Source organism: Undibacterium sp. Dicai25W (assembly GCF_049340505.1).
In the GTDB taxonomy this organism is placed as follows: Bacteria; Pseudomonadota; Gammaproteobacteria; order Burkholderiales; family Burkholderiaceae_D; genus Undibacterium; species Undibacterium jejuense.
Genome location: NZ_JBMPOQ010000001.1, coordinates 339,161 through 361,180, shown reverse-complemented (window position 1 = coordinate 361,180; position 22,020 = coordinate 339,161). Strand labels below are relative to the sequence as shown.

The following is a 22,020-nucleotide window of genomic DNA, read 5'->3' as shown; positions in this document are numbered from 1 at the left end:
GGGATGAACGATTTCAATGCATCCCAACCAAAAGACACTCAGACCATGTCTGACGTAGTCATCGATGATGCGGCACGACGTGCTGTTGAATTGGCATCTGAGACTTTGCAAATTGAAGCAGACGCTTTAATTGCTTTGCAGGCGCGACTCCAGAACGAAGATGCTGCCGGTTTTGCGCATGCGGTGCGTATGCTGCTCTCTTGTAAAGGTCGCGTAGTTGTCTCTGGCATCGGCAAATCTGGTCACATTGCACGCAAAATCGCGGCGACGTTTGCTTCGACTGGCACCCCTTCATTCTTTGTGCACCCTGCCGAAGCTGCACACGGCGACCTGGGGATGATTACTTCGCAAGACGTTTTTATTGCTATTTCATACTCAGGCGAAGCGGCAGAGTTGATGTCAATTTTGCCCATCATCAAACGCTTAGGCGTGAAACTGATTTCGTTAACTGGCAATCCTGCTTCGAGTTTAGCCAAGATCGCTGACGTGCATTTAAGCTTGCAGGTCGACAAAGAAGCTTGCCCATTAAACCTCGCCCCTACTGCCAGCACCACAGTCACCTTAGCGTTGGGTGATGCGCTCGCCGTTGCAGTGTTGGATGCGCGTGGATTTCGTGAAGAAGATTTTGCCCGCTCGCATCCAGGAGGAGCTTTGGGCAGGCGCTTACTGACCTATGTCAAAGACGTCATGCGTACAGGCGACGCCATTCCAAGCGTCAGTCCCGATACCAAACTCACATCAGCATTGCTAGAAATCACCAAAAAAGGTATGGCGATGACCGCTGTGGTTGATACTGAACGCAATATCGTTGGCGTATTCACCGACGGTGATTTACGTCGCATGATGGAAGGCGTATGTGATTTCACGCAAATCAGTATTGGCGATGTCATGCACACCAATCCGCGCAGCATCCGTGCTGATCAGTTAGCGGTAGAAGCAGTCGAAGTCATGGAAACTCATCGCATCAATCAATTGTTGGTCACTGACGAACAAGGAAAATTAGTCGGTGCATTACATATTCATGATCTGACCAGAGCGAAGGTGATTTAATGAGGGACACGATTCAAAAAGCAGCACGGATTAAACTAATGATATTTGATGTTGATGGCATTCTGACTGACGGCAGCCTGCATTTTGGCTCTGATGGCGAAGCGTTAAAAACGTTCAACGTGCTCGACGGTCAAGGTATTCGTTTATTGCAAAACGCTGGCATAGCAACAGCGATCATTAGTGCGCGTAGTTCGGCGATCGTTTTAAAGCGCGCGTCTGATCTTGGAATCACGCATGTGCGTCAAGGTATTCATGACAAAAAATCGGCTTTTATGGAATTGCTCGCAGAACTCAATCTTGCTGGCAACGAATGTGGATTTATTGGTGATGACGTTATTGACCTACCCGTATTAAGCAGAGTGGGTTTTGCCGCCAGCGTTCCCAACGGACACGCTGAAGTACGCTCTCGGGTCGACTACGTTACGAGCGCAATGGGTGGCAAAGGTGCGGTGCGAGAGGTATGTGATTTTATTTTAAAAGCACAAAATAAATACGAACTGGCTTTAGCCGAATATTTGGCATGAAACCACAGATTACTATAGACCGGGCACGTATCTGGATAGCCGTTGTTGCGCTAGGTCTTATTGCGCTTGGAAGCTTCTGGGTCGAAAACGCATTTCGTCAACGCGGAGAAGACGATGCACGAAAATCGTCGATAAGACTTGAACCTGATTATTACGTTGAGCATTTCAACTTCATCCGCTTGTCAAATAGTAGCAAAGCAAATTATCACTTGACCGGCGATCGCTTAATTCATCTGCCACGCACGGATCAGTACGAAATTACTCATCCGCATATTAATAGTTTTGACAGTACCCGCATGCCAGTGACCATCATTGCTGAGCGTGCTGTCGTCGATCAAAAATCTGAAGCCGTCAATCCTAAACGTGAACACGATATTGTGCACTTGTATGACAAAGTCAGTGTGGAACGTCCGGAGGGACTTAATTCAAATTTTATGCGACTGGAAACTAATTACCTGATGTTGATACCAGATAACGATCTGGTGACATCGGATCACCCAGTCACCCTATTTACCAATGGTATGGAAGCTCACGCGATAGGCATGATAGCCAATAACTCGACTCAGCAATTGGAGTTATTAAGCAAAGTACATGCACGTTTAAAAAAACGTGGTAGCTGAAACCACAACATATCAGACAAAATTTAGAAAGAAAAAAATGCGCCTGCCTCTCTTTTGCTCTCATCAAATAATGAGTTCAATCTTACTGCTCGGCATGACGACAACGTTTTTATTGCCGGCTTATGCGGAAAAAGCCGACAGCCAAAAAGAAATGGTCATCGAAGCCGAACACCTGGTGAGTGATGGTAAAACTAACATTACCACTGCAACTGGTGACGTTGTTATTACCAAGGGCACGTTAATTGTGAAATCCGAACGCGCAGTCGCAACTAAAACCCCTGAAGATTTTCAACACGTTAATCTGTATAGTAAATCAGGTGGAAAAGTCAGATTCCGTCAGAAACGTGATGGTGGCCCGGATCTCTGGGTTGAAGGTGAGGCAGATCGTGCGGAATACGACGAAAAAACAGAGTTCGTCAAATTCATCTCTAAAGCAAAAGTGCGTTACCTAGACGGCAAAAAGGTTACAGATGAACAAGAGGGCGAATTTCTTTCTTACGACAGCAAAAACGATGTCTTCGTTGGCACCAACACAAGTAATGGCTCGGTAGTTTCTGGCGGTGGCAGAATCAAACTGACGATACAACCAAAAATTAATAAACAGACAAATTAAGATGCCAGCCAACACTTCAGAAAAAAATAGCATTCTGGTCGTCAAAGGTTTGCAAAAGCGCTATGGCGCACGACAAGTTGTCAGAGATGTTTCTTTATCGGTAAAAAGTGGCGAGGTGGTTGGTTTGCTCGGTCCCAATGGTGCCGGTAAAACGACTTCGTTTTACATGATCGTTGGCTTGGTGCCATCAGATGGCGGACAAATCAGTATCGATGGCGTGGCTATTTCAGGTTTACCTATACATCAACGCGCGGTCTTAGGTTTATCCTATTTACCGCAAGAAGCATCGGTATTCAGAAAGCTGACGGTGGAAGAAAATATTCGTGCTGTTTTGGAATTGCAGAAAGATAAAAATAAAAAATATCTTTCAAAGCAGAAAATTGATCGGCGTCTGGATGCTTTGCTGGTGGATTTACAAATTGAAAAAATTCGCGAAAGCCAGGCGCTGTCATTATCTGGTGGTGAACGACGACGCGTCGAAATCGCCCGCGCATTGGCAACTAATCCCCGCTTCGTATTACTAGACGAACCATTCGCTGGTGTTGATCCCATTGCCGTGATTGAGATACAACGTATCGTACGATTCCTGAAAGAGCGTGGCATAGGGGTATTGATTACCGATCACAACGTTCGCGAGACATTAGGTATTTGTGACCACGCCTACATCATCAATCAGGGTGCGGTATTGGCCAGCGGTAAGCCTGATGACATCATTGAGAACGAATCAGTGCGTCGGGTTTATCTGGGAGAGCATTTCCGCATGTGACGGAAAGCATCATGAAACAAAGCCTGCAACTACGTACTTCCCAACATCTGGCATTAACGCCGCAATTGCAACAGTCGATCAGATTATTGCAATTGTCGACGCTGGAGTTGCATCAGGAATTAGAGACACTACTCATAGAAAATCCCTTGCTGGAACGCGTAGACGATCCTATGGACAATGCTCTACGTCTACTCGCAGATGGTGCTATCAATACATCAAGTAACACACCTGATGCCGGCATGGAAACTTCTAGCGCCAGAGAAAATACCAATAGCGCTGAAGAAACACCATCAGACAGCGAAATTGTACCCAATGACAGTGTCAGCGCCAACGAAGAAGAATGGAGCTTCAACGACGCGCCAGCAGGTCAGCACAGCGCTGAAGATGATGATGGTTACCGGCAACTAGAAGCCGCTCATATCTGCCTCCGAGAGCACTTGCTGGAGCAAATGCGTCTGAGCCTGCGCGAACCACGCGACCTGGCATTAGTAGAACTGATTATCGATGCAATTGACGATAATGGTTACCTTTCAGAGACACTGGATGAAATACATTCCAGCTTACCGATAGAACTCAGTGTAGAGCCAGAAGAATTATCATTCGCGTTATCGATGGTACAAAGCTTTGATCCGTCAGGGGTCGGTGCCAGAAGTGCTGCCGAATGTCTTGCAATACAGATAAAACGTTTACCCCAAATCCCTTTTGTCACACGACGTCTGGCATTAGCTATTGTTGAAAAACAATTAAATTTATTTGCACAAAGAGATTTCACGAAATTAAAAAAAATCTTTGATTGCGATGACGAGGATTTGCGCGAAGCACAAATTGTCATACGCGCATGTCACCCTAGACCAGGGTATGCATTTGCCAAGAGCAGTTCTGACTATGTTGTGCCCGACGTTATCGTTAAAAAAACTGTGCATGGCTGGCAAGTTTCGCTCAATCAAGATGTGATGCCCAAGCTGCGCGTCAGCAGTATGTACGCCAATCTGATGCGGCAACATCGAGGAGAGAACGGACTTGGTGCGCAACTACAAGAAGCACGCTGGCTCATCAAAAATATGCGGCAGCGCTTTGAGACAATTTTGCGCGTTGCACAAGCGATAGTAGAAAGACAGCGTAACTTTTTCACGCATGGCGCGGTCGCAATGCGCCCCCTTGTTTTGCGCGAAATAGCTGATACACTAGGATTACACGAGAGTACTATTTCCCGTGTTACGACCCAAAAATACATGTTGACCCCACATGGCATGTTTGAGTTAAAGTATTTTTTCGGCAGCCATGTCGCGACGGAAACCGGGGGGGAAGCATCGTCCACCGCGATACGAGCACTTATCAAGCAGTTAATAGGAGCAGAAGACCAGAAAAGCCCACTCTCTGACAGTAAAATCGCAGAAATGCTGGGTGAACAGGGTATGGTAATTGCCCGACGTACAGTCGCCAAATACCGCGAAGCTCTGAAAATTCCACCCGTCAGTATGCGTAAATGTTTGTAACAAAGTCCTTGTAATTCCGGTTTAAATTGCTATATATGATTTAGCTCAAGACACTTCCGATGAAATGAGCGCATCGTAATAGCAAGCAACATTACCATAGGAGCACAGTATGAATCTCACCATCAGTGGACATCACGTCGAAGTAACTCCTGCAATCCGCGAATACGTACACACCAAGCTGGAAAGAGTCCGGCGACACTTCGATCAAGTCATTGATATTGCCGTCATCCTGACGGTTGACAAGCTCCGCGAGAAAGACAAACGCCACAAGGCGGATATCAATCTGCACATCAGCGGTAAAGATATCCATGTAGAAAGTCTGGCGCATGATTTGTATGCAGCCATTGATGCACTGGTAGACAAACTGGATCGTCAAGTGATCAAACACAAAGACAAGATTCAAGAACATCACCACGATGCAATTAAACACATGCCAGATCCGGCATCGGCATAATCGCCAACCCCTGCTCATTCAGGGTCACTAAAACAAGGACGCTATCTGGCGTCCTTTTTTATTGCTATCCCACACATCACTCAATCCGTACTAAAGACCGTGACGGCAAGCGCGCAGCAGCATAAAATACCAGTTTTACCACGATCAATTTATTGGTATCCCTATGAGCGAATACGTTGTCACTTCTGTCAAAAATCAAATCGGCTTCATTACATTAGATCGCCCCAAAGCACTCAATTCCCTATCATTGGACATGGTAAGAAGTATCACGACTGCCTTATTGAAATGGCGTGATAATAACGATATCCGTGCAGTGTTTATTCATAGCAGCAGCGAAAAAGCCTTGTGTGCTGGTGGTGACATTCGCTTTTTTTATGATGTCGGAACATCCACTCCGACAGGCGACAGCGCATTGCTGGAAGATTTTTTTACCGAAGAATACGCATTAAACCATTTAATTCATTTCTATCCAAAACCGTATATTGCGCTGATGAACGGCGTGGTGATGGGCGGCGGCATGGGGATTGCACAAGCGGGTCCTGACAGTTGCTTACGCATCGTGACTGAGCGTACCAAGATGGCAATGCCAGAAGTGAATATTGGCTTATTTCCAGACGTTGGCGGTGGTTATTTCCTGTCACGTACGCCAGGACAAATCGGTACTTATCTGGGTTTAACTGGCGAAATTATCGGTGCTGCTGATGCGCTATATGCTGGTTTGGCAGATGTATTTATTCCAACCAGCGAAATTTCTGGCTTAATGGAATTATTGAGCAATAGCGATACATCCGATTTGCGCAAAGCAATTCACGATTTCGCCCGCCCTTACGCGACACAAGCTGAACCAGCGCAAAGCAAACTGGCAGTGCAACGCACTGAAATTGACGCGCTATTTTCTGGCAATAGCTTGATAAATATTGCTGAGGCACTCAAAAAGAATAACAGTGTATTTGCCCAAAGCACACTGGCCACCATGGAAAAGCGCTCACCGTTACTGATGTGTGTGACTCTCGAACAACTTCGCCGCAGCGCCAGCATGTCCGTGTCTGATTGCCTGCGCATGGAGAGAAATATGGTCCGGCATTGCTTTAAACACGGCGAAGTACTCGAAGGGGTACGTGCCTTGGTAGTTGACAAAGACAATCAACCCAAATGGTCACCAGCGCACTTGTCTGAGGTCAGTGAAGACATGGTGGCAGGTTTTTTCAACGAAGTATGGCCAGCATATGCCCATCCTCTGCGCTCTTTGAATGGATAATTGACTCATGTAGGGCGGATGCAACCCACCCTACATTTTGCACTGCTCTAAACTTAATGCTGCGAATTACCACCAAGGTACGCAGCCTTGACCGCAGGATCATTTTGCAGACTAGCGGCCGGACCATGCACAGAAATTTTGCCATTTTCTAAGACATAGCCATAATCTGCGACGGCTAACGCCGCAGCCGCAAATTGCTCAACCAACAGCATTGTCATGCCCTCATGCTTCAGACGTTGGATGATACGGAACACTTCATCCACCAAGATCGGCGCCAGCCCCATCGACGGCTCATCCAGCAAAATAACTTCCGGATTTAACATCACGGCACGCGCCATCGCCAGCATTTGTTGCTCACCGCCAGATAAGGTGCCAGCCAGTTGATCACGACGTTCGCGTAAGCGTGGGAACAGCTCCATCGCCTTTTGCAGATCGGTATCAATATCGCCGCGGTTACGCGAGCCGGTAAAGCGTGGGAAAGCGCCTAACAGCAAATTGTCTTTCACCGTCATCGTCGCAAACACGCGCCGACCTTCAGGTGAGTGAGCTAATCCAGCACGCGCAATTTTATGTGAATCAAGTCCGGTGATATCATTACCAGCTAGACTCACTGTGCCCTCCTTCGGTTTCAACATGCCAGAAATTGCTCGCATGGTCGTTGTTTTACCAGCGCCATTTGAACCGATCAACGTTACCACTTTTCCTTTTGGGACTTCCAAAGAAATACCATGCAATACCTGCACCTTACCGTACGCAGCGTGTAAATTTGAAATCGTTAACATAGGTTCTCCTTACACCGCTGCCACGGGATGTGCCGCGCCGCTCAGTTCTTCACTCACACTACCGCCCAGGTACGCTTCAATGACCTTGGGATCCGCTTGTACATCAGCTGGCTTACCTTCACAAATCTTCTGACCAAAATCAAGTACGGTAACGACATCGCATAAGGACATCACAACATCCATATGATGTTCGATCAGAATAATCGTGATCCCATGCTCACGGATTTTACGAATAATAGCGATGAGCTCTTTGATATCGGGTGCAGTCAAACCGGCAGCAGGCTCATCCAGCAACAACAATTGTGGATTCAAACCAAGAGCACGACCGATTTCTAACAAACGCTGTTTGCCATATGGCAGGTTGCGCGCCTCTTCATTCGCCAGATCGGATAAGCCTACAAAGTGCAAAATACTGGCTGCACGTTCACGCGCAGCACGCTCTTCACGCAAGTACCGTGGCGTATGCGCCATCGCATCAAACACGTTGCTACGGAAAGTACTATGCAAACCAACCAGTACGTTTTCAGTCGCTGTCATTTCACCAAACAACTGCACGTTTTGGAAAGTACGAGCAACTCCACCTAAGGCGATTGCAGAAGGCGTTGTGCCTGAAATTACCTTACCGCTAAATTCGACTGCACCATCGGTAGGTTTATAAATCCCAGTCAGTACATTCATCATCGTGCTTTTGCCAGAACCATTTGGCCCGATCAACCCATGCACTGTTCCTCTGGCAATTTGCAAGTCAACATGGTTCAGGGCTTTTAAACCACCAAATTGCATTAATAACTGACGTGCATTAAGTAATACTCCACTACTGTCACCACCCGCTTTAGCGATCGCCAGACTGTCACCAATTTTATCCGCGTCGGCATTTGCGATGAGATGGCGTGGACCTTTACCAAACATTGCACTAACAAACCCAACAATCCCATCTTGCAAATAGTAGACAACAAACAAGGTCATCAAACCAAAGATGGTCAAGCGCCAGTCCGTAATATTTTCCAGCTTATAAGAAAACAAAGCCATGCCTACAGTTGCTACAACCGGCACCACCAGCTCACGTCCTGTTTTGCGCTTCTGAACCAAAGCCACGATTGCGCCTATCACTGCAATCACTGCGGCACCAGTAGAAATCTGACGGAACAAGTCAATATCCGCCAACAATGAAGGCAGCATCACGACAATAAAAGCACCGAGTAACGAACCAATCCGGCTCTTACGCCCGCCCATGATCACCGCTAACAGAAACAAAATCGTCAGTTCAAAATTGTAGGTATTCGGTGAAATATATTGTTCAGAATACGCGTATAAACTACCTGCTAAACCTGCCAAGGCTGCACTAATGACGAACGCATATACCTTGTAACGATAGACAGAAACACCCATACAGTCTGAAGCAATCGGACTATCACGCAGCGCCTGAAATGCCCGACCTAAATGCGAACTCAATACCCTGTGCACAACGATAAGGGCCAACACCATCATCACCGCCACCAGATAGTAAAAACCTACCTCAGTCATTTTTTGACCAAACCACACTGGCTTAGTGATTTGTATGCCCATCGGACCTTCGGTTAAGAAGCTCATTTCATTGATCAGGATTTGCGTAATCGTACCGAACGCTAAAGTCACCATCGCCAGATACGGCCCGGTAACTCGTAAGGCAGGTAAGGCCATGACCGCACCAAACAAAGCCGCAACCACGATACTGGCTGGTAGCGCGAGCAAAATTGGCATCCCTAACTTAAGAAACAACACTCCTGTCGTGTAGGAACCAATGCCAAACAATCCAGCATGACCTAACGATACCTGACCGGTATAACCAACTACAATATCGAGACCAAACAACAAAATCGCGTAAATTAAAATTGTCTCTGCCAGATGCAAATAATACGGATTGTGCATAAAGACGGGGAACAAACCCAGCGCAGCGATACCGACAACAGAAACCGCTAAGGACTTTATATTCATGGCTTCTTCCTTATACTTTCTTGATCGCGGTTTTACCAAACAAACCTGCTGGTTTTATCGCTAATACCAGCAATAACAAAACCAGACCAGGTACTTCTTTGTAACCTGTAGAAACGTAGAAACCGGTCAGCGTCTCAGCAATACCTAAAATCAAGCCACCGACAATGGCACCAACACCGGAAGTCAATCCACCAATAATCGCCACAGCAAACGCTTTTAAACCCAACGAAGAACCCATTGTCGCACCAGTCAGTGTCAAAGGTGCCACCAGCACCCCTGCAAACGCGGCAGTCGCTGATGACAGTGCATATGAAAACGTAATGACCATGCTTGTATTGATACCCATTAAACCTGCAGCATCTCGGTCATTCGATGTTGCTACGACTGCTTTTCCATAAATCGATTTACGATTAAATAATTCAACCGCTAACATAATCGCTAAGGCACCAACAATGACCACGATTTGCATAGGTTGTACATTCGCACCAAAAATTTGGAACGGTTGCGCCGACAAGGGCGAAGGGAAGGTCAAATCATCTTTGCCCCAGATATTTTCTGCGACATTTTTAAAAATGATTGCCAAAGCGATGGTGGACATAATCCAGCCAAATTCTGATTTGATTTTGATCGACGGGCGTACGGCGATCCACTCCACCACCATCCCTTGTAAACCGCCAAACAGAATCACCAGCGGTATCATCAACCAGTAATTCATATACGGGCCGCCATGAATACTACCTACCAGACTCAAACCAACCAGCGCGCCTAACATCAGCGACTCCCCCTGTCCGAAATTAAGGGTGCCGGAGGTGGCAAAGGTCAATTGATAGCCGAAAGCAATAACAGCGTAAATCATGCCAAGGGCAATGCCACTGAACACGAGTTGTAATAAGATTTCCATTTTTCAATGCCTTAATGGAGCGCACAGCGTCGAACCTCACCCGGTAAGGCTACTTCCAAACCAGGTCTTACAAGCGTCAAAACAGTGCGGTTGCGGGATAAATAAAAATGAACCAGGCGATAAAAACGACGATTCGTTTTCAGCCTGGTTCCGGTATTACTCAGAAATACTTTGCATGCATCAACTACCCAGCAATATCTTATTTTGACAGGACAATATGACCGTCTTTCGCTTCGCCCATCACTGGCACGCCGGCTTTAATCGCTTCGTGATCATCGTGGGTAAATGGTTTGTTGTAAGTCATCACAACGCCATCAACTTTTTCACTCAGGTTCTCTAAAGCTTCGCGTACTTTTGGTCCATCCGTCGTACCCGCCTGCTTCATTGCTGCTGCCAAGAGATAAATCGAGTCATATCCTTGTGCTGCAGAAACTGGTGAGGGAATACGATCAATTTTGTAGGTTTTTTGGTAGGCCTCGATGAAGGCTTTACGTTTTGGTGTATTTGGATCTTGGATAAAGGTTTGTGGCATGGTTGCACCATTGCCATTTTTACCTGCGTTATCAAGGAAGTTACCCATCGACAAAGTCCAGCTGCCGATCATCGGGACTTTCCAACCCAGTTTTTCCATACCATTAGCGATCTGCGCCAATTCTGGGCCGATACCATAAGTGAGGATGGCTTGAGCGCCCGCTTGCTTAGCTTTGAGCAATTGCGCTGTCATATCGACATCTTTGATATTAAATTTTTCGACGGCGACGGGTTTAATCCCTTTTGCGCTTAAAGTTCTTTCCAGATCTTCACGTCCGAGTTGACCGTAGTTTGTGGAGTCAGCCAGAATCGCTACTTTGGTAAATTTATTCTTGACGATTGCTTCATCAACAATCATCGCTGACTGCAAAGTGTCGTTCGCAGCGTTACGGAAAATATAATTTTCAGTGAACTCAGGTGCGACAAACTGTTTCGTGACAATAGAGCCTGTTGCCACATTATTCATCACAGGAATTTTTGCAGTTTGATAGAAACGCTGAGACGCAATTGCTACACCGGTATTGGCGTATCCTACCGTCGCTACAACACGTTCCTTGTTAATCAGTTCTTGCGCGACTTGCACACCACGTTCATTTTTTGCTTCATCATCACGTTCGACGATCTGTAACTGTCGTCCCAACACGCCACCCTTAGCATTGATTTCGGCCACCGCTAGCTTGACACCATCGCGCATGGAAACACCCATAGGTGCAGATCCACCTGTTAAGGGGCCTGATACACCAATCTTGATAGGTTCAGCAGCAATACCAACCATCGACCAGCCAACTAACGCGGTCGCAATCAGTGTTTTCATTTTGTATGACATGTTGATCTCCGATATTTTAATGTGAATCATTTTGTTGATTTATTGTAGGGCAAACAGCAGAGTTCCAGTCAAAAAATAGGCTGGTGAAATAATCTTTATCATTTCAAATGCGCTGTGCTTGTGCGATAACTTACCAGAAAAATTGATACTGCGTTGCAACATTATCTACTTAAGTAAAACTACGTAGCAAGTATTCCTTGTTGCAAGAGCTTACTTGGCGCGCTACGGTCAGTGCAAAACCGCAGGAAAAAATGCTTTTTTTGATGGCTTTTGATATGTGTTGCGCTAGCCTTTTCAGCCAGCGCAACACAATTTTTTCATTTACTTCAGCAAACTAAATACTTTACTGATCGCAGCACTACCAGCACCAACTGGATCACGCCGGATTTCTTTTTCTTCTTCGCCTATCATCAAAAACAAACCATCCAGGGCTTTTTGTGTGACATAACCCTCAACGGTCGCCTCTTGTTCCGGAACGACGCCAAATTTTTGTGCTTGCCCCATCACCGCATTGTATTTTGACGATAAGCCCGCTTTATCAGTGACGCCTTTCACCAGTGGCAAAAATTTAACCGACAATGGCGCTGCCGTTTTCTGTTTAAAGAAATCAGTCACCGAAGTTTCGCCACCGGTCAAAATATTTTTTGCGTCAGTCAGACTCATCGATTTGACGGCATTAACCAACAAGGGTTTTGCCATAGGCACTGCTGCTTCAGCGGCACGATTCATAGAAACGACTAATTCATCGAGTTGTTGGCCTTTCCCTGTCATCTTCAAAATTGGCATAGCTTTTTCCAGCACGGACGGGAGTTGAATTTTTACCTTATCATTATTCAGGAATCCATTTTCCACACCAAGCTTGCTCACGGCTACAGCCGAACCTTTATCCAACGCCCCTTTCAGGCCAGCACTAGCATCCTGGTTGCTCAAATCGTTCAAGGACAAGGCATGCGCAGATATTGCCACCCCGACTAACATACAAGCTACTGCGCGACGAGAAAAAGAAAGAGGAATTGAGCGTTGAAATTTCATAACAATCTCCGAAGAAAAATTAAATTAAATAAGGGATGAATCAAGAGCGAAGTTTTGGTCTCAAATTTCATCAATTGAAAACAGTCGCCGATGTTCACGAATGGCATAGCGATCCGTCATGCCAGCAATGTAATCAGCAATTTTTCGAGCTTGCATCAGGACCTTTTTCTGCTCATCTTCCGCCGCTTTTATTTGATAATCTGGTGGTAATAAATTCGGCTCTGTCATTAATGCATCGAATAATTCATGAATAATCCGCCGCGCTTTAGACATCATGCGGTTCACTTGGTAATGCCGGTACAGATGTTGATGTAAAAAGTGTTTCAGAACTTTTGCTTCTTGAAATTGCGCATCTGAGAAACCAATCATTTTCCCCATGCTTCGCACATCATCGACTGATTGTGGAGCGTGCTCTTGGATGCCCGCCGAGGAGGTCTTAATCAGATCAGTGATCAAGGTATTAATCATGCGGCGAATTGTTTCCGAAATAGCCCGGCGCCCGGACAACCCCGGGTAGGCGGCTTCGACCTCCGCTCTATGCCGGGCAAAGAAATCGACCTCTAGCAATTGCTTTTCGGTAATCAAACCCGAGCGCAGACCGTCATCAATGTCATGGTTGTTGTACGCAATTTCGTCAGCCAGATTGGTCAATTGCGCTTCTAGTCCGGGTTGTGTCTTCTGAATGAAACGTTTCCCAAGGTCGCCTAAAGTTTCTGCATTATTGACAGAACAGTGTTTGAGTATGCCCTCGCGGGTTTCAAAGCAAAGATTGAGACCATCAAATGCGGCATAGCGCTCTTCGAGCTTATCGACTATACGCAGGCTTTGCAGATTATGTTCAAAGCCACCGTATGGTTGCATACATGCATTGAGCGCATCTTGTCCGGCGTGACCGAACGGCGTATGACCAAGATCATGTGCGAGGGCAATAGCTTCCACCAAGTCTTCATTCAAACGTAAGTTTCTCGCGATGGAACGCCCAATTTGTGCGACCTCTAAACTATGCGTCAAACGGGTACGAAACAAGTCTCCTTCATGATTTACAAAAACCTGCGTCTTGTACTCTAATCGTCGAAATGCTGAACAGTGAATAATTCTATCGCGATCACGCTGAAATTCACTACGCGAACTAGACGTTGGCTCAATAAAAAGCCGCCCTCGCGAAGTTGCAGATTGGGCGGCATATGGTGCTAAATGGTGGTCGCTAAAGATCATCGCTATTCTAAAATGCAGTGACGTAAAGTTTCTAATAAAACTGCTTCCGGTACACTAGTTATTATTGCTGTTCCTAACGGCTTAAGCAGAATAAATTTGATTTGCCCACCCTCATTTTTCTTATCGACTTCCATCAAGTCTAGCCAGCGTTGCTCACCAAGGTCAGGCGCAATGACCGGTAAACCAGCATCTGCAATCAATTGCTTTATCCGTGTCTTACTGACGAAATCAATATAACCAAGACGGAACGATAACTCCGCAGCCATCACCATACCACAACCGACAGCAGCTCCATGCAACCAGGTACCGAAGCCTAAGCCTGCTTCAATCGCGTGACCAAACGTGTGTCCAAAATTGAGAATCGCACGCAAACCACCTTCACGTTCATCTTGTTGCACGACGTTGGCTTTGATCTCACAAGAGCGTGCTATGACGTAGGCAAGAGCGTCAGGATCTTTGGCACGCAATCTGGACATATTTTGCTCTAACCACTGAAAAAATCCAATATCAATGATTGCGCCATGTTTGATGACTTCTGCTAGTCCTGCTGACAACTCCTCATCCGGTAAAGTATTCAATGTCGACGTATCCGCTATCACAGATTGCGGCTGGTAAAACGCACCGATCATATTTTTGCCCAGAGGATGATTGATGCCAGTTTTACCGCCAACCGAAGAATCCACCTGCGATAATAAGGTTGTAGGAATTTGAATAAATGGAATTCCACGCATGTAGGTTGCAGCGGCAAATCCCGTCATATCACCGATCACACCACCACCCAAGGCAATCAAAGTAGTTTTACGGTCGCACTTATTGGCCAACAAATGATCAAAAATCAGATTCAGATGCTCCCAATTTTTATGCACTTCACCATCTGGCAAAATGACCGCACTACAAGCTTTACCCAGTGACTTAAACTGCGCTTCCAAGCGTTCCAGATATAGGGGTGCAACCACCGTATTAGTAACAATCACAACATGTTGGCCACGGATTTTTTCGGCTAACAAAGTCGCATTACTTAGTAGCTCCTGGCCAATAGAAATCGAGTAGCTACGTTCCCCGAGATGAAGGTTCAAAACCTGTATATTGCCGTTTTCTACAGAGTGCATGCCAGATTCATGAGCTTGAAAATATGTTTCCACATGGGTTTTCGGTAATTTTTCGAGGATACTTTGTACCAGATGCTGTACGTTTGGACGGCCAGTCTCAATAATTAAATGAGCCGCCTGCTGATAAAGAGGATGACGCTGCGCCTCTAATTCTTCCAGCTTTTTACGCGGATCGGCAGTGCGCAACAACGGACGATTTTTATCGTTCCGAGTACGTTGCAAGATACTGTTAATACCAGCACGTAGATAGATTACAGTACCACGTTCGTGCAGGTAACGCAGACTGTCAGGATTTAATACGGCTCCGCCACCAGTCGCCAAAACAATTCCACTTTGGGCAGTTAAATCGCGGATGACATCCGCTTCGCGTTGACGAAAACTAGCTTCACCTTCTATCTCAAAAATCACAGGAATTGAGACACCGGTTCGTGCCTCAATCTCGTGATCAGAATCAATAAAACGCTTGTTCAGTTTTCTTGCCAGGGCCCGACCGACTGTCGTCTTGCCGGACCCCATAAGACCTACTAAGAAAATATTGCCAGACATCGCAATTTCCCGGGCAAATTAAATTCAGCGCCTGGACACTTACAAAGTCTCCTGCACAACTTTTTTAATAACGACACCAAGCAGTCATTAACAACCGACACCGCCTGCTTTAATCGTCATTGTACTGGTTGCTACCGCGTTCAAACTATCAATCACGGTAAAGATGACTGCTGTATCCTGGCTGACGCAACGACCGGACTTATTCGTTGCCGTGATTGGACCAGGTGCTACATTAATCGTATTAGAAGTCGAGGCTGAATTCGAATTATCACCTACGATTGTCAACGTTGCTAATGATGGGTTTGAATTATAGACCCGAAACGGTGCAGTCATCCCCGACAAATTTAAGGAATGAGTGGAACCATTATCATCCGCTACAGTCACTGTGGCTGGCGTCAAGGACATTTTTGTTGCGACTGAACTTGCGATTACATTCCCCGACGTAATGGAAGATGATTTCACGCCAGTACCAACCACAACTCTAACGCTCACGGCTGTTCCTAGGCTATCTGTCACCGTGATAGTTGCGGGTCCGTTGGCTGCGCCATTGACTATAAATGCTGACCCATCAGGGCTAGTAGTCACTGTTGCGACCGAAGTGTCACTACTTCCCACTGTGTATCCTACTCCGGTTCCACCACCAATTGTAATAACTGATGAGTTACCGCCAACTGCAACATTAATAGCATTGATTGATACAAACAACGGAACTCCTGTTCCCATTGTAACGGCAATAGTAACTCTACTTCCAACATTGTCGGTAACCGTTACGGATGAAGTACCGCTGGCTATAGCTTTAATGGTCAAAGTGGATCCTACCACTGTAACACTTAATCCCTTATTGGCTGGTTTGGCATCATATGGCGGAACACCACCGATGATAGTAAAGGTTTGAGCAGGATCACCATTAATAATATTAATAGATGATGGCGCTGACGTGGATAACACCGGTTTAGTGGAAGCCGCACTTGTTGCTCCCGAAGATCCACCACCACCTCCGCAAGCACATATGAGAGTAAGTAAAAATATGCCAGAAATCATCCGGAGGAAGCTAGTCATGTAACACCTGTCTTTGAGCAGAAGCATTTAAATTATCGAATTTTAAAAAAAGTTAAGTTTACTTCAAACCTAGGCGGTCAGACATAATTTTTGGCGTAATGAAAATCAACAATTCGGTTTTTTCATTACTTTTTCCGGTAGTTTTGAATAAATTCCCCAACAATGGAAGATCGCCAAAAAACGGTATCTTGGTCACATTGTCTGCTTCCGTTTGTTGGTAAATACCGCCCAACACCACAGTACCACCATTTTCTACTAATACCATGGTCTTTACTTCCTTGGTATTGATCGCAAAGCCGTTAGTGGTTTGTTGGCCTACACTATCTTTATGAACTTCAACATCAAGAATAATATTTCCATCAGGAGTAATTTGCGGAGTTACTTCCAAACGCATTGTCGCTTTCCTGAAAGAAATCGAAGTCGCACCACTTGACGTAGCAACTTGGTAAGGCAACTCCGTACCTTGCTCAATAAGTGCTTTCAATTGATCGGCTGTGACAACGCGTGGACTAGAAATAACCTTACCTTTACCGTCCGCTTCTAGAGCAGAAAGTTCAAGATTCAGGAAACGGTTAGCTGCCGAAGAGAACAAGCTAACTGCCACACTACCAGGATTTAAACCGCCGATTCCAGCTGCTGGTAAATTCACAAATTGAGAATTTGGTACAAAGCTGCCGCCTGTTAATACTGCCTGACCAGTTTGCTCTCCTACACCCAGATAATTTCCAGTCAACGCTACGCGTTGGTTACCATTGATCTGATATCCAGCATTTCCACCGTTAATTCCTCGCAAATCAGTAAACCCTAGCTTCACGCCAAGATTTTTACTAAAGTTATCATCGGCTTCAACGATGCGAGCCTCAATCATAACTTGCTTAGATGCAATATCGGTCTTCTGTATCAGTTTACGAACTTCCTCTATCTTCGAAGGGATGTCGGTAATAAACAATTGATTCGTGCGAGGTTCAATAACGGCACTACCACGTTTGGACAGTAAACGATTAGTTGTCTGTCCATCACCACCAAAAACTTGTTTAAATGCTTCGGCTTTTTGATAATTCAGTTGGAAGGATTCAGTTTTTAACGGTTCCAACTCAGCAATTTGTGCCTTTTGCTCTAATTCCAGCTTTTCTTTAGTCAGCAATTCATCTTTCGGTGCTACCCAAATAACGTTACCGTTCTTACGCATATCAAGTCCCTTGATTTGCATAATATTGTCTAATGCCTGATCCCAGGGCACATCCTTCAAACGCAAAGTTATCGTTCCGGTAACCGTATCGCTTGCTATGACATTCAACCCACTTACTTCTGCAATAATTTGTAAGATGGCACGAACTTCAATATTTTGGAAGTTGAAGGACAATTTTTCACCGCGGTAACCTTGCGTACCTTGGGTCAATTTGTTCGGGTCTTCTTTAATCGGCTTTACCTCTAAAACAAACTGGGTATCGCTTTGATACGAACTTTGCTCCCACAGACCTTTAGGTTCGATCACCATCTGAACATTTTCACCAGATGGCGTTGTAGTAATGGTCTGCACTGGAGAACCAAAATCGGCAACATCTAAACGCCTGCGCAAGACATCCGGCAAACCGACTTTGAGGAAAGAGACGTATATTTTTTGCCCTTGCTGATGCACGTCTACCGTAACCTGGTTCAATGGTAGATCAACGACAACCCGCCCTTCTCCACCGACTCCCCGGCGGAAATCGATATCATGAAGCATAGGCTTACTCGACAGTAAAGGTGTCGAATCATTATTCACTGGTAACCCTTGGGAGTTTACCGGCGTAGCAACCCCTCCGGATCCGTCAATCGTCACGATCAGAAATTTTCCCTCTATCGTTGCTGCATAGTTGAGGGGTTTATTTAAGTTAAAAATCATCCTCGAACGACCAGTCGCTTCAACTAGCGTCACTGTTCTCAGCTCACCTGTATTGATGTCAATAGACGTTTTTCCTGTGCCATTTGAGACATCAGCAAAATCCAGAGCAATACGTGCGGGACTGGCTATAGAAAACCCTACCGGCAATTTTGCCAATGGACTCTTCATAGCGATTTTTACTATGATGTTTGCACCTTGCTGATTAGCAACGATGGATTCGATACTATTTGATTGTGCGAACGCTAACTGGCTTATTCCTACAAGCAGCAACATACAAGCTCTAACAAACATAGCGCCCCTTTTACTTTTATTTATCAACGCATTCATTTTTGACTCTCCTGCAACTCAAGCTTGACCTTACGTTCAACCCACTCTCCCGCCGCATCTTGTACGGTTTCCTTTATATCAACACCATCTTCAGCAATTCCTGTGATCAAGCCGAAATTTTGACCTATATACCCACCTACTTTCGCCTGATAGACAGTTTTATCTGCTTGAACCAAAGCTTGCTTCAATCCGCCCTTTTCTATTGTTCCGACCATTTTGAGTGAATCAAGAGGGAAGGCTTCAAGTGCCTCTTTCCGGCGCTCCATATCCGGACCATTGTTAGAGTCTGCTTTCATTCGGGCGAGTACAGCCAGCAATTTTGACGCATTAAAAGGATCCAACTCGTCTTTTTGAGTATACCCAGCCGGCACAAAAACTTTTGGCGGCACAAGCTTAGGCGTAGACAATTTCATCTCTTTTCTGGCTGTTGCCATCCATTCAGTCAGTTCGCTTGAACCGTTATCGCCGCAAGCGCTAAGAAAGCTTAAAGGCACTAGTAGCAATAAAAATGTAAACTTATTAAACGTCATTTTTTCGAGGCCTTTTTCAGGTTGGCCTGAGCCAAAACTTCATCTTTATCCAGATAGCGGAATGTCTTAGCAACAACTTCCAACGTCAAATTACTATCTTTCGTATTACTTGAAATACTTAAATTATTTAAGGTAACAATCCTTGGTAACTTAGCAATATCAGCAACAAATTCACCAAGATCATGATAATTTCCTGTCAATTTGATATCAATAGGTAATTCAGCGTAATAATCTTTTACTGAAACAAGGCCTGGCTTAAATGAGTCAAACTGTAAACCACGTCCTGCACCAGCCTGATTAATATCCGACAATAATGCGTCCATTTCGGCTTTACTAGGAAGCTGTTTTTCCATTGCCGCAACGTACTGTTGCACCAATACCCTCTGATCCTTTAAAGCATCAAGATTTATCGCTTGCTGCAATTTTTCTTTATATTCTTGCTTAAGTTTCACTTCCTCTTGTTGTTTTTGGTTAATTTCTTCGTTCTGCCCATCCCAATAAAAGAACCAACTCAACAAAATAACGACGGCCAACACAGCTAGCGCAGCTGCCAGCCTCGGGACTATAGGCCAAAGCCCCGGGTGTAAGCCATTCAAATCACGAAATTGGGCACCAATATCGTCAACAAACTCTTGTACATTAATTGCCATTCCTGACCTTCCAATTCTTTTATCTTAATGACCAGGAGTTGGTCGATTCTTGTCCTGCGCCTGACTATCCGCAGCACCTGAAGCCACATCTTCTTTCTCTCTCGGGCGCTTGATCGCAACATTAATCGAGAATTCGTACACTTTTTTTGCATCCCTTCCCTGACCCAGCCCAGAGGAATGAATGTCAACAAGTTCAGGTTTATACATCCAGTCAGACTTACCTCCTAAACTACGAATGTAGTCAGCAACGCGCTCTTGCGATTGAGCATAACCATTTAATGTAATCTTTTGTCCATCCTGTTTTAATTGACGCAAATATACGCCTTCAGGAGTGTATTTAACCAACTCATCTAGCAAATAGACGGGTTGATTTCTATCCCCCTGCAAATCTTCAACCGCTTGCTGCCTCGCCTTGAGCGAATCAATCTCTTGCTTCAAATTAACGATTTCTTTAATTTTCTCGTCGAGTTTGCCGTTTTCTTTTTTGATGAAATTAACCCTGTCTGTTTGCGTCCCAAGTTCACTAGCATTGATAGCGCCAACGACAATAGCAATTAATGCTCCAAGAATTGCCGCCAGCAATAACAAAGAGTAAAAATCTTTTTTGAGCTGTTTGCGTTTTTCTTCCCGGTGCGGAAGAAGATTGATTTTTATCATCAGCCAAATCTCCGCAGGGCCAGACCGCAAGCAATCGTGTAGGCTGGGGCATCGTTGCGTAATACTTTTTCATTAACTCCAGCAGCCAGCTCCATCCCTTTAAATGGACTAATGACCGCAGTAGAAATTTTGGTTCGCTCTGCAACGATATCAACCAAACCAGTCACTACCGCACAACCGCCCGTTAAAAATATTTGATCAACTCTGGTGTAAGGCGTAGACGTAAAGAAAAATTGAATAGCACGAGTAACTTCGAGTGCAGCGTTTTCTAAAAATGGTTCAAGTAATTCCATTTCATAACTATCTGGTAAATCCCCGGTTTTCTTCTTTAATTCGGCTTCCTCTTGTGACAAGCCGTAATTACGAACGATATCTTGGGTCAATTGGCTACCGCCAAATTGTTGTTCACGCTCATAAACTACTTCGCCATTAAGCAATATGTAAATATTCGTTCGTTTTGTACCTATTTGAAAAATCGCGTAAATTTGATCACGACCTTCGTTTGCCTGCATTTCAATCAATCGCACCATAGCAGCACGAGCAGCATAAGACTCAACATCCATCACTTTAGCCTGCAAACCCGCCGCTTGCGCAACAGCCACGCGATCTTCAATCTTCTCTTTACGGGAAGCAGCTAACATGACTTCAACGTCTTCTTGGTTAGGCGCAGGTCCGATAACACAAAAATCCAAACTTACCTCATCCATTGAAAACGGAATGTATTGACTCGCTTCCGATTCAACTTGAACTTCCAAGGCCTGATCGCTTAATGTTGCAGGCAACAATATTTTTTTAGTAATTACTGCTGCCGCTGGCATTGCCAAAGCTACATTTTTAGTGTTGGCACCGCTTCTTTTTACTAATTTACGAATCGTTTCGGAAACTTGCTCGATATTTTCTATATTGCCGTCCTGAACCGCACCTTTTGGCAAAGGTTCAGAGGCATAACGTTCAAGACGATATGCCTTATTGCTGCCCTCAGTAAGCTCAACAAGCTTAATGTCAAACGAACTGATATCCAGCCCTATAAGCGGCGGATTTTTTCTGCCTAGCAGTGAAGCAAGATCAAAAGCCAAGAATATCCCCTCATAAACACTTTTGTGTGTATTTTTTACAAATTGAAACAAAGCATGCATCCTGGATGCAAGTTTTTGGAAATTCTCTTTAAAAACCGCTATTTACGAGACACTTATCCAATCCTACGTGAAATCGTAG

General features: G+C 45.2%; 21 protein-coding genes. 8 read left to right on the top strand and 13 right to left on the bottom strand.

What is annotated here, in order from left to right:
- Positions 1–45: 45 nt before the first annotated feature.
- The 8 genes from ACO0KY_RS01800 to ACO0KY_RS01765 all read left to right on the top strand — a co-directional run bounded on the left by ACO0KY_RS01800 (position 46) and on the right by ACO0KY_RS01765 (position 6,781).
- On the top strand, positions 46–1,050 hold the full coding sequence (locus ACO0KY_RS01800) for a KpsF/GutQ family sugar-phosphate isomerase (protein WP_423043724.1): 1,005 nt from the start codon (positions 46–48) through the stop codon (positions 1,048–1,050).
- The gene (locus ACO0KY_RS01795) at positions 1,050–1,574 is read left to right on the top strand and encodes a KdsC family phosphatase (RefSeq protein WP_423043722.1); all 525 of its coding nucleotides are present in this window, start codon (positions 1,050–1,052) and stop codon (positions 1,572–1,574) included. The genes ACO0KY_RS01800 and ACO0KY_RS01795 overlap by 1 nt, the downstream gene beginning before the upstream one ends.
- A complete protein-coding gene (gene lptC, locus ACO0KY_RS01790) occupies positions 1,571–2,194 on the top strand; it encodes an LPS export ABC transporter periplasmic protein LptC (RefSeq protein WP_423043719.1) in 624 nt (207 codons plus the stop codon). Before ACO0KY_RS01795 ends, lptC begins: the two co-directional genes overlap by 4 nt.
- Positions 2,184–2,807, top strand: a complete 624-nt coding sequence (gene lptA, locus ACO0KY_RS01785) for a lipopolysaccharide transport periplasmic protein LptA (protein ID WP_423043717.1) — start codon at positions 2,184–2,186, stop codon at positions 2,805–2,807. Before lptC ends, lptA begins: the two co-directional genes overlap by 11 nt.
- Before the next feature lies 1 nt (position 2,808).
- Entirely contained in the window at positions 2,809–3,573 is a 765-nt protein-coding gene (lptB, locus tag ACO0KY_RS01780; RefSeq protein WP_423043715.1) for an LPS export ABC transporter ATP-binding protein, read from the top strand.
- An 11-nt stretch (positions 3,574–3,584) separates the two neighbouring features.
- Positions 3,585–5,069, top strand: a complete 1,485-nt coding sequence (locus tag ACO0KY_RS01775; RefSeq protein ID WP_423043713.1) for an RNA polymerase factor sigma-54 — start codon at positions 3,585–3,587, stop codon at positions 5,067–5,069.
- 109 nt (positions 5,070–5,178) lie between these two features.
- Entirely contained in the window at positions 5,179–5,523 is a 345-nt protein-coding gene (gene hpf / locus ACO0KY_RS01770; protein WP_186911181.1) for a ribosome hibernation-promoting factor, HPF/YfiA family, read from the top strand.
- A gap of 163 nt (positions 5,524–5,686) precedes the next feature.
- The gene (locus ACO0KY_RS01765; protein WP_423043711.1) at positions 5,687–6,781 is read left to right on the top strand and encodes an enoyl-CoA hydratase/isomerase family protein; all 1,095 of its coding nucleotides are present in this window, start codon (positions 5,687–5,689) and stop codon (positions 6,779–6,781) included.
- 53 nt (positions 6,782–6,834) lie between these two features.
- Here the strand turns inward: ACO0KY_RS01765 and ACO0KY_RS01760 are convergent, their stop codons facing one another.
- The 13 genes from ACO0KY_RS01760 to ACO0KY_RS01700 all read right to left on the bottom strand — a co-directional run bounded on the left by ACO0KY_RS01760 (position 6,835) and on the right by ACO0KY_RS01700 (position 21,881).
- A complete protein-coding gene (locus ACO0KY_RS01760; protein ID WP_423043709.1) occupies positions 6,835–7,563 on the bottom strand; it encodes an ABC transporter ATP-binding protein in 729 nt (242 codons plus the stop codon).
- A gap of 9 nt (positions 7,564–7,572) precedes the next feature.
- Positions 7,573–9,537 carry an ABC transporter permease subunit gene (locus tag ACO0KY_RS01755; protein ID WP_423043707.1) on the bottom strand — a complete coding sequence of 655 codons (1,965 nt, stop codon included), beginning with the start codon at positions 9,535–9,537 and terminating at the stop codon, positions 7,573–7,575.
- A gap of 10 nt (positions 9,538–9,547) precedes the next feature.
- Positions 9,548–10,438, bottom strand: a complete 891-nt coding sequence (locus ACO0KY_RS01750) for a branched-chain amino acid ABC transporter permease (protein WP_186911185.1) — start codon at positions 10,436–10,438, stop codon at positions 9,548–9,550.
- Between the two features lie 199 nt (positions 10,439–10,637).
- Positions 10,638–11,795 (bottom strand): ABC transporter substrate-binding protein, encoded by a 1,158-nt coding sequence (locus tag ACO0KY_RS01745; RefSeq protein ID WP_423043705.1) that lies wholly within the window; start codon positions 11,793–11,795, stop codon positions 10,638–10,640.
- A 321-nt stretch (positions 11,796–12,116) separates the two neighbouring features.
- Positions 12,117–12,773, bottom strand: a complete 657-nt coding sequence (locus ACO0KY_RS01740) for a DUF4197 domain-containing protein (RefSeq protein WP_423044145.1) — start codon at positions 12,771–12,773, stop codon at positions 12,117–12,119.
- 114 nt (positions 12,774–12,887) lie between these two features.
- Positions 12,888–14,042 carry a deoxyguanosinetriphosphate triphosphohydrolase gene (locus tag ACO0KY_RS01735; protein WP_423043703.1) on the bottom strand — a complete coding sequence of 385 codons (1,155 nt, stop codon included), beginning with the start codon at positions 14,040–14,042 and terminating at the stop codon, positions 12,888–12,890.
- 2 nt (positions 14,043–14,044) lie between these two features.
- Entirely contained in the window at positions 14,045–15,697 is a 1,653-nt protein-coding gene (gene aroKB / locus ACO0KY_RS01730; protein WP_423043701.1) for a bifunctional shikimate kinase/3-dehydroquinate synthase AroKB, read from the bottom strand.
- Positions 15,698–15,784: 87 nt separating this feature from the next.
- Positions 15,785–16,756 (bottom strand): hypothetical protein, encoded by a 972-nt coding sequence (locus ACO0KY_RS01725; protein ID WP_423043699.1) that lies wholly within the window; start codon positions 16,754–16,756, stop codon positions 15,785–15,787.
- A 58-nt stretch (positions 16,757–16,814) separates the two neighbouring features.
- On the bottom strand, positions 16,815–18,968 hold the full coding sequence (gene pilQ, locus ACO0KY_RS01720) for a type IV pilus secretin PilQ (protein ID WP_423043697.1): 2,154 nt from the start codon (positions 18,966–18,968) through the stop codon (positions 16,815–16,817).
- Positions 18,965–19,498 carry a pilus assembly protein PilP gene (locus tag ACO0KY_RS01715; protein ID WP_186911191.1) on the bottom strand — a complete coding sequence of 178 codons (534 nt, stop codon included), beginning with the start codon at positions 19,496–19,498 and terminating at the stop codon, positions 18,965–18,967. The genes pilQ and ACO0KY_RS01715 overlap by 4 nt, the downstream gene beginning before the upstream one ends.
- Complete coding sequence (locus ACO0KY_RS01710; protein ID WP_423043695.1) at positions 19,495–20,148, bottom strand: type 4a pilus biogenesis protein PilO; 654 nt, start codon at positions 20,146–20,148, stop codon at positions 19,495–19,497. The genes ACO0KY_RS01715 and ACO0KY_RS01710 overlap by 4 nt, the downstream gene beginning before the upstream one ends.
- 24 nt (positions 20,149–20,172) lie before the next feature.
- Positions 20,173–20,805, bottom strand: coding sequence for a PilN domain-containing protein (locus tag ACO0KY_RS01705; protein WP_423043693.1), 633 nt, complete (start codon positions 20,803–20,805; stop codon positions 20,173–20,175).
- Positions 20,805–21,881, bottom strand: a complete 1,077-nt coding sequence (locus ACO0KY_RS01700; RefSeq protein WP_423044143.1) for a pilus assembly protein PilM — start codon at positions 21,879–21,881, stop codon at positions 20,805–20,807. The genes ACO0KY_RS01705 and ACO0KY_RS01700 overlap by 1 nt, the downstream gene beginning before the upstream one ends.
- Between the last annotated feature and the right edge of the window lie 139 nt (positions 21,882–22,020).

Bases quoted from the DNA above. Each gene is read 5' to 3' on its own strand.
- ACO0KY_RS01800 (WP_423043724.1), top strand. From the start codon at position 46: ATGTCTGACGTAGTCATCGATGATGCGGCACGACGTGCTGTTGAATTG.
- ACO0KY_RS01795 (WP_423043722.1), top strand. From the start codon at position 1,050: ATGAGGGACACGATTCAAAAAGCAGCACGGATTAAACTAATGATATTT.
- lptC (WP_423043719.1), top strand. From the start codon at position 1,571: ATGAAACCACAGATTACTATAGACCGGGCACGTATCTGGATAGCCGTT.
- lptB (WP_423043715.1), top strand. From the start codon at position 2,809: ATGCCAGCCAACACTTCAGAAAAAAATAGCATTCTGGTCGTCAAAGGT.
- ACO0KY_RS01775 (WP_423043713.1), top strand. From the start codon at position 3,585: ATGAAACAAAGCCTGCAACTACGTACTTCCCAACATCTGGCATTAACG.
- hpf (WP_186911181.1), top strand. From the start codon at position 5,179: ATGAATCTCACCATCAGTGGACATCACGTCGAAGTAACTCCTGCAATC.
- ACO0KY_RS01765 (WP_423043711.1), top strand. From the start codon at position 5,687: ATGAGCGAATACGTTGTCACTTCTGTCAAAAATCAAATCGGCTTCATT.
- ACO0KY_RS01760 (WP_423043709.1), bottom strand. From the start codon at position 7,563: ATGTTAACGATTTCAAATTTACACGCTGCGTACGGTAAGGTGCAGGTA.
- ACO0KY_RS01755 (WP_423043707.1), bottom strand. From the start codon at position 9,537: ATGAATATAAAGTCCTTAGCGGTTTCTGTTGTCGGTATCGCTGCGCTG.
- ACO0KY_RS01750 (WP_186911185.1), bottom strand. From the start codon at position 10,438: ATGGAAATCTTATTACAACTCGTGTTCAGTGGCATTGCCCTTGGCATG.
- ACO0KY_RS01745 (WP_423043705.1), bottom strand. From the start codon at position 11,795: ATGTCATACAAAATGAAAACACTGATTGCGACCGCGTTAGTTGGCTGG.
- ACO0KY_RS01740 (WP_423044145.1), bottom strand. From the start codon at position 12,773: ATGTTAGTCGGGGTGGCAATATCTGCGCATGCCTTGTCCTTGAACGAT.
- ACO0KY_RS01735 (WP_423043703.1), bottom strand. From the start codon at position 14,042: ATGATCTTTAGCGACCACCATTTAGCACCATATGCCGCCCAATCTGCA.
- aroKB (WP_423043701.1), bottom strand. From the start codon at position 15,697: ATGTCTGGCAATATTTTCTTAGTAGGTCTTATGGGGTCCGGCAAGACG.
- ACO0KY_RS01725 (WP_423043699.1), bottom strand. From the start codon at position 16,756: ATGACTAGCTTCCTCCGGATGATTTCTGGCATATTTTTACTTACTCTC.
- pilQ (WP_423043697.1), bottom strand. From the start codon at position 18,968: ATGAATGCGTTGATAAATAAAAGTAAAAGGGGCGCTATGTTTGTTAGA.
- ACO0KY_RS01715 (WP_186911191.1), bottom strand. From the start codon at position 19,498: ATGACGTTTAATAAGTTTACATTTTTATTGCTACTAGTGCCTTTAAGC.
- ACO0KY_RS01710 (WP_423043695.1), bottom strand. From the start codon at position 20,148: ATGGCAATTAATGTACAAGAGTTTGTTGACGATATTGGTGCCCAATTT.
- ACO0KY_RS01705 (WP_423043693.1), bottom strand. From the start codon at position 20,805: ATGATAAAAATCAATCTTCTTCCGCACCGGGAAGAAAAACGCAAACAG.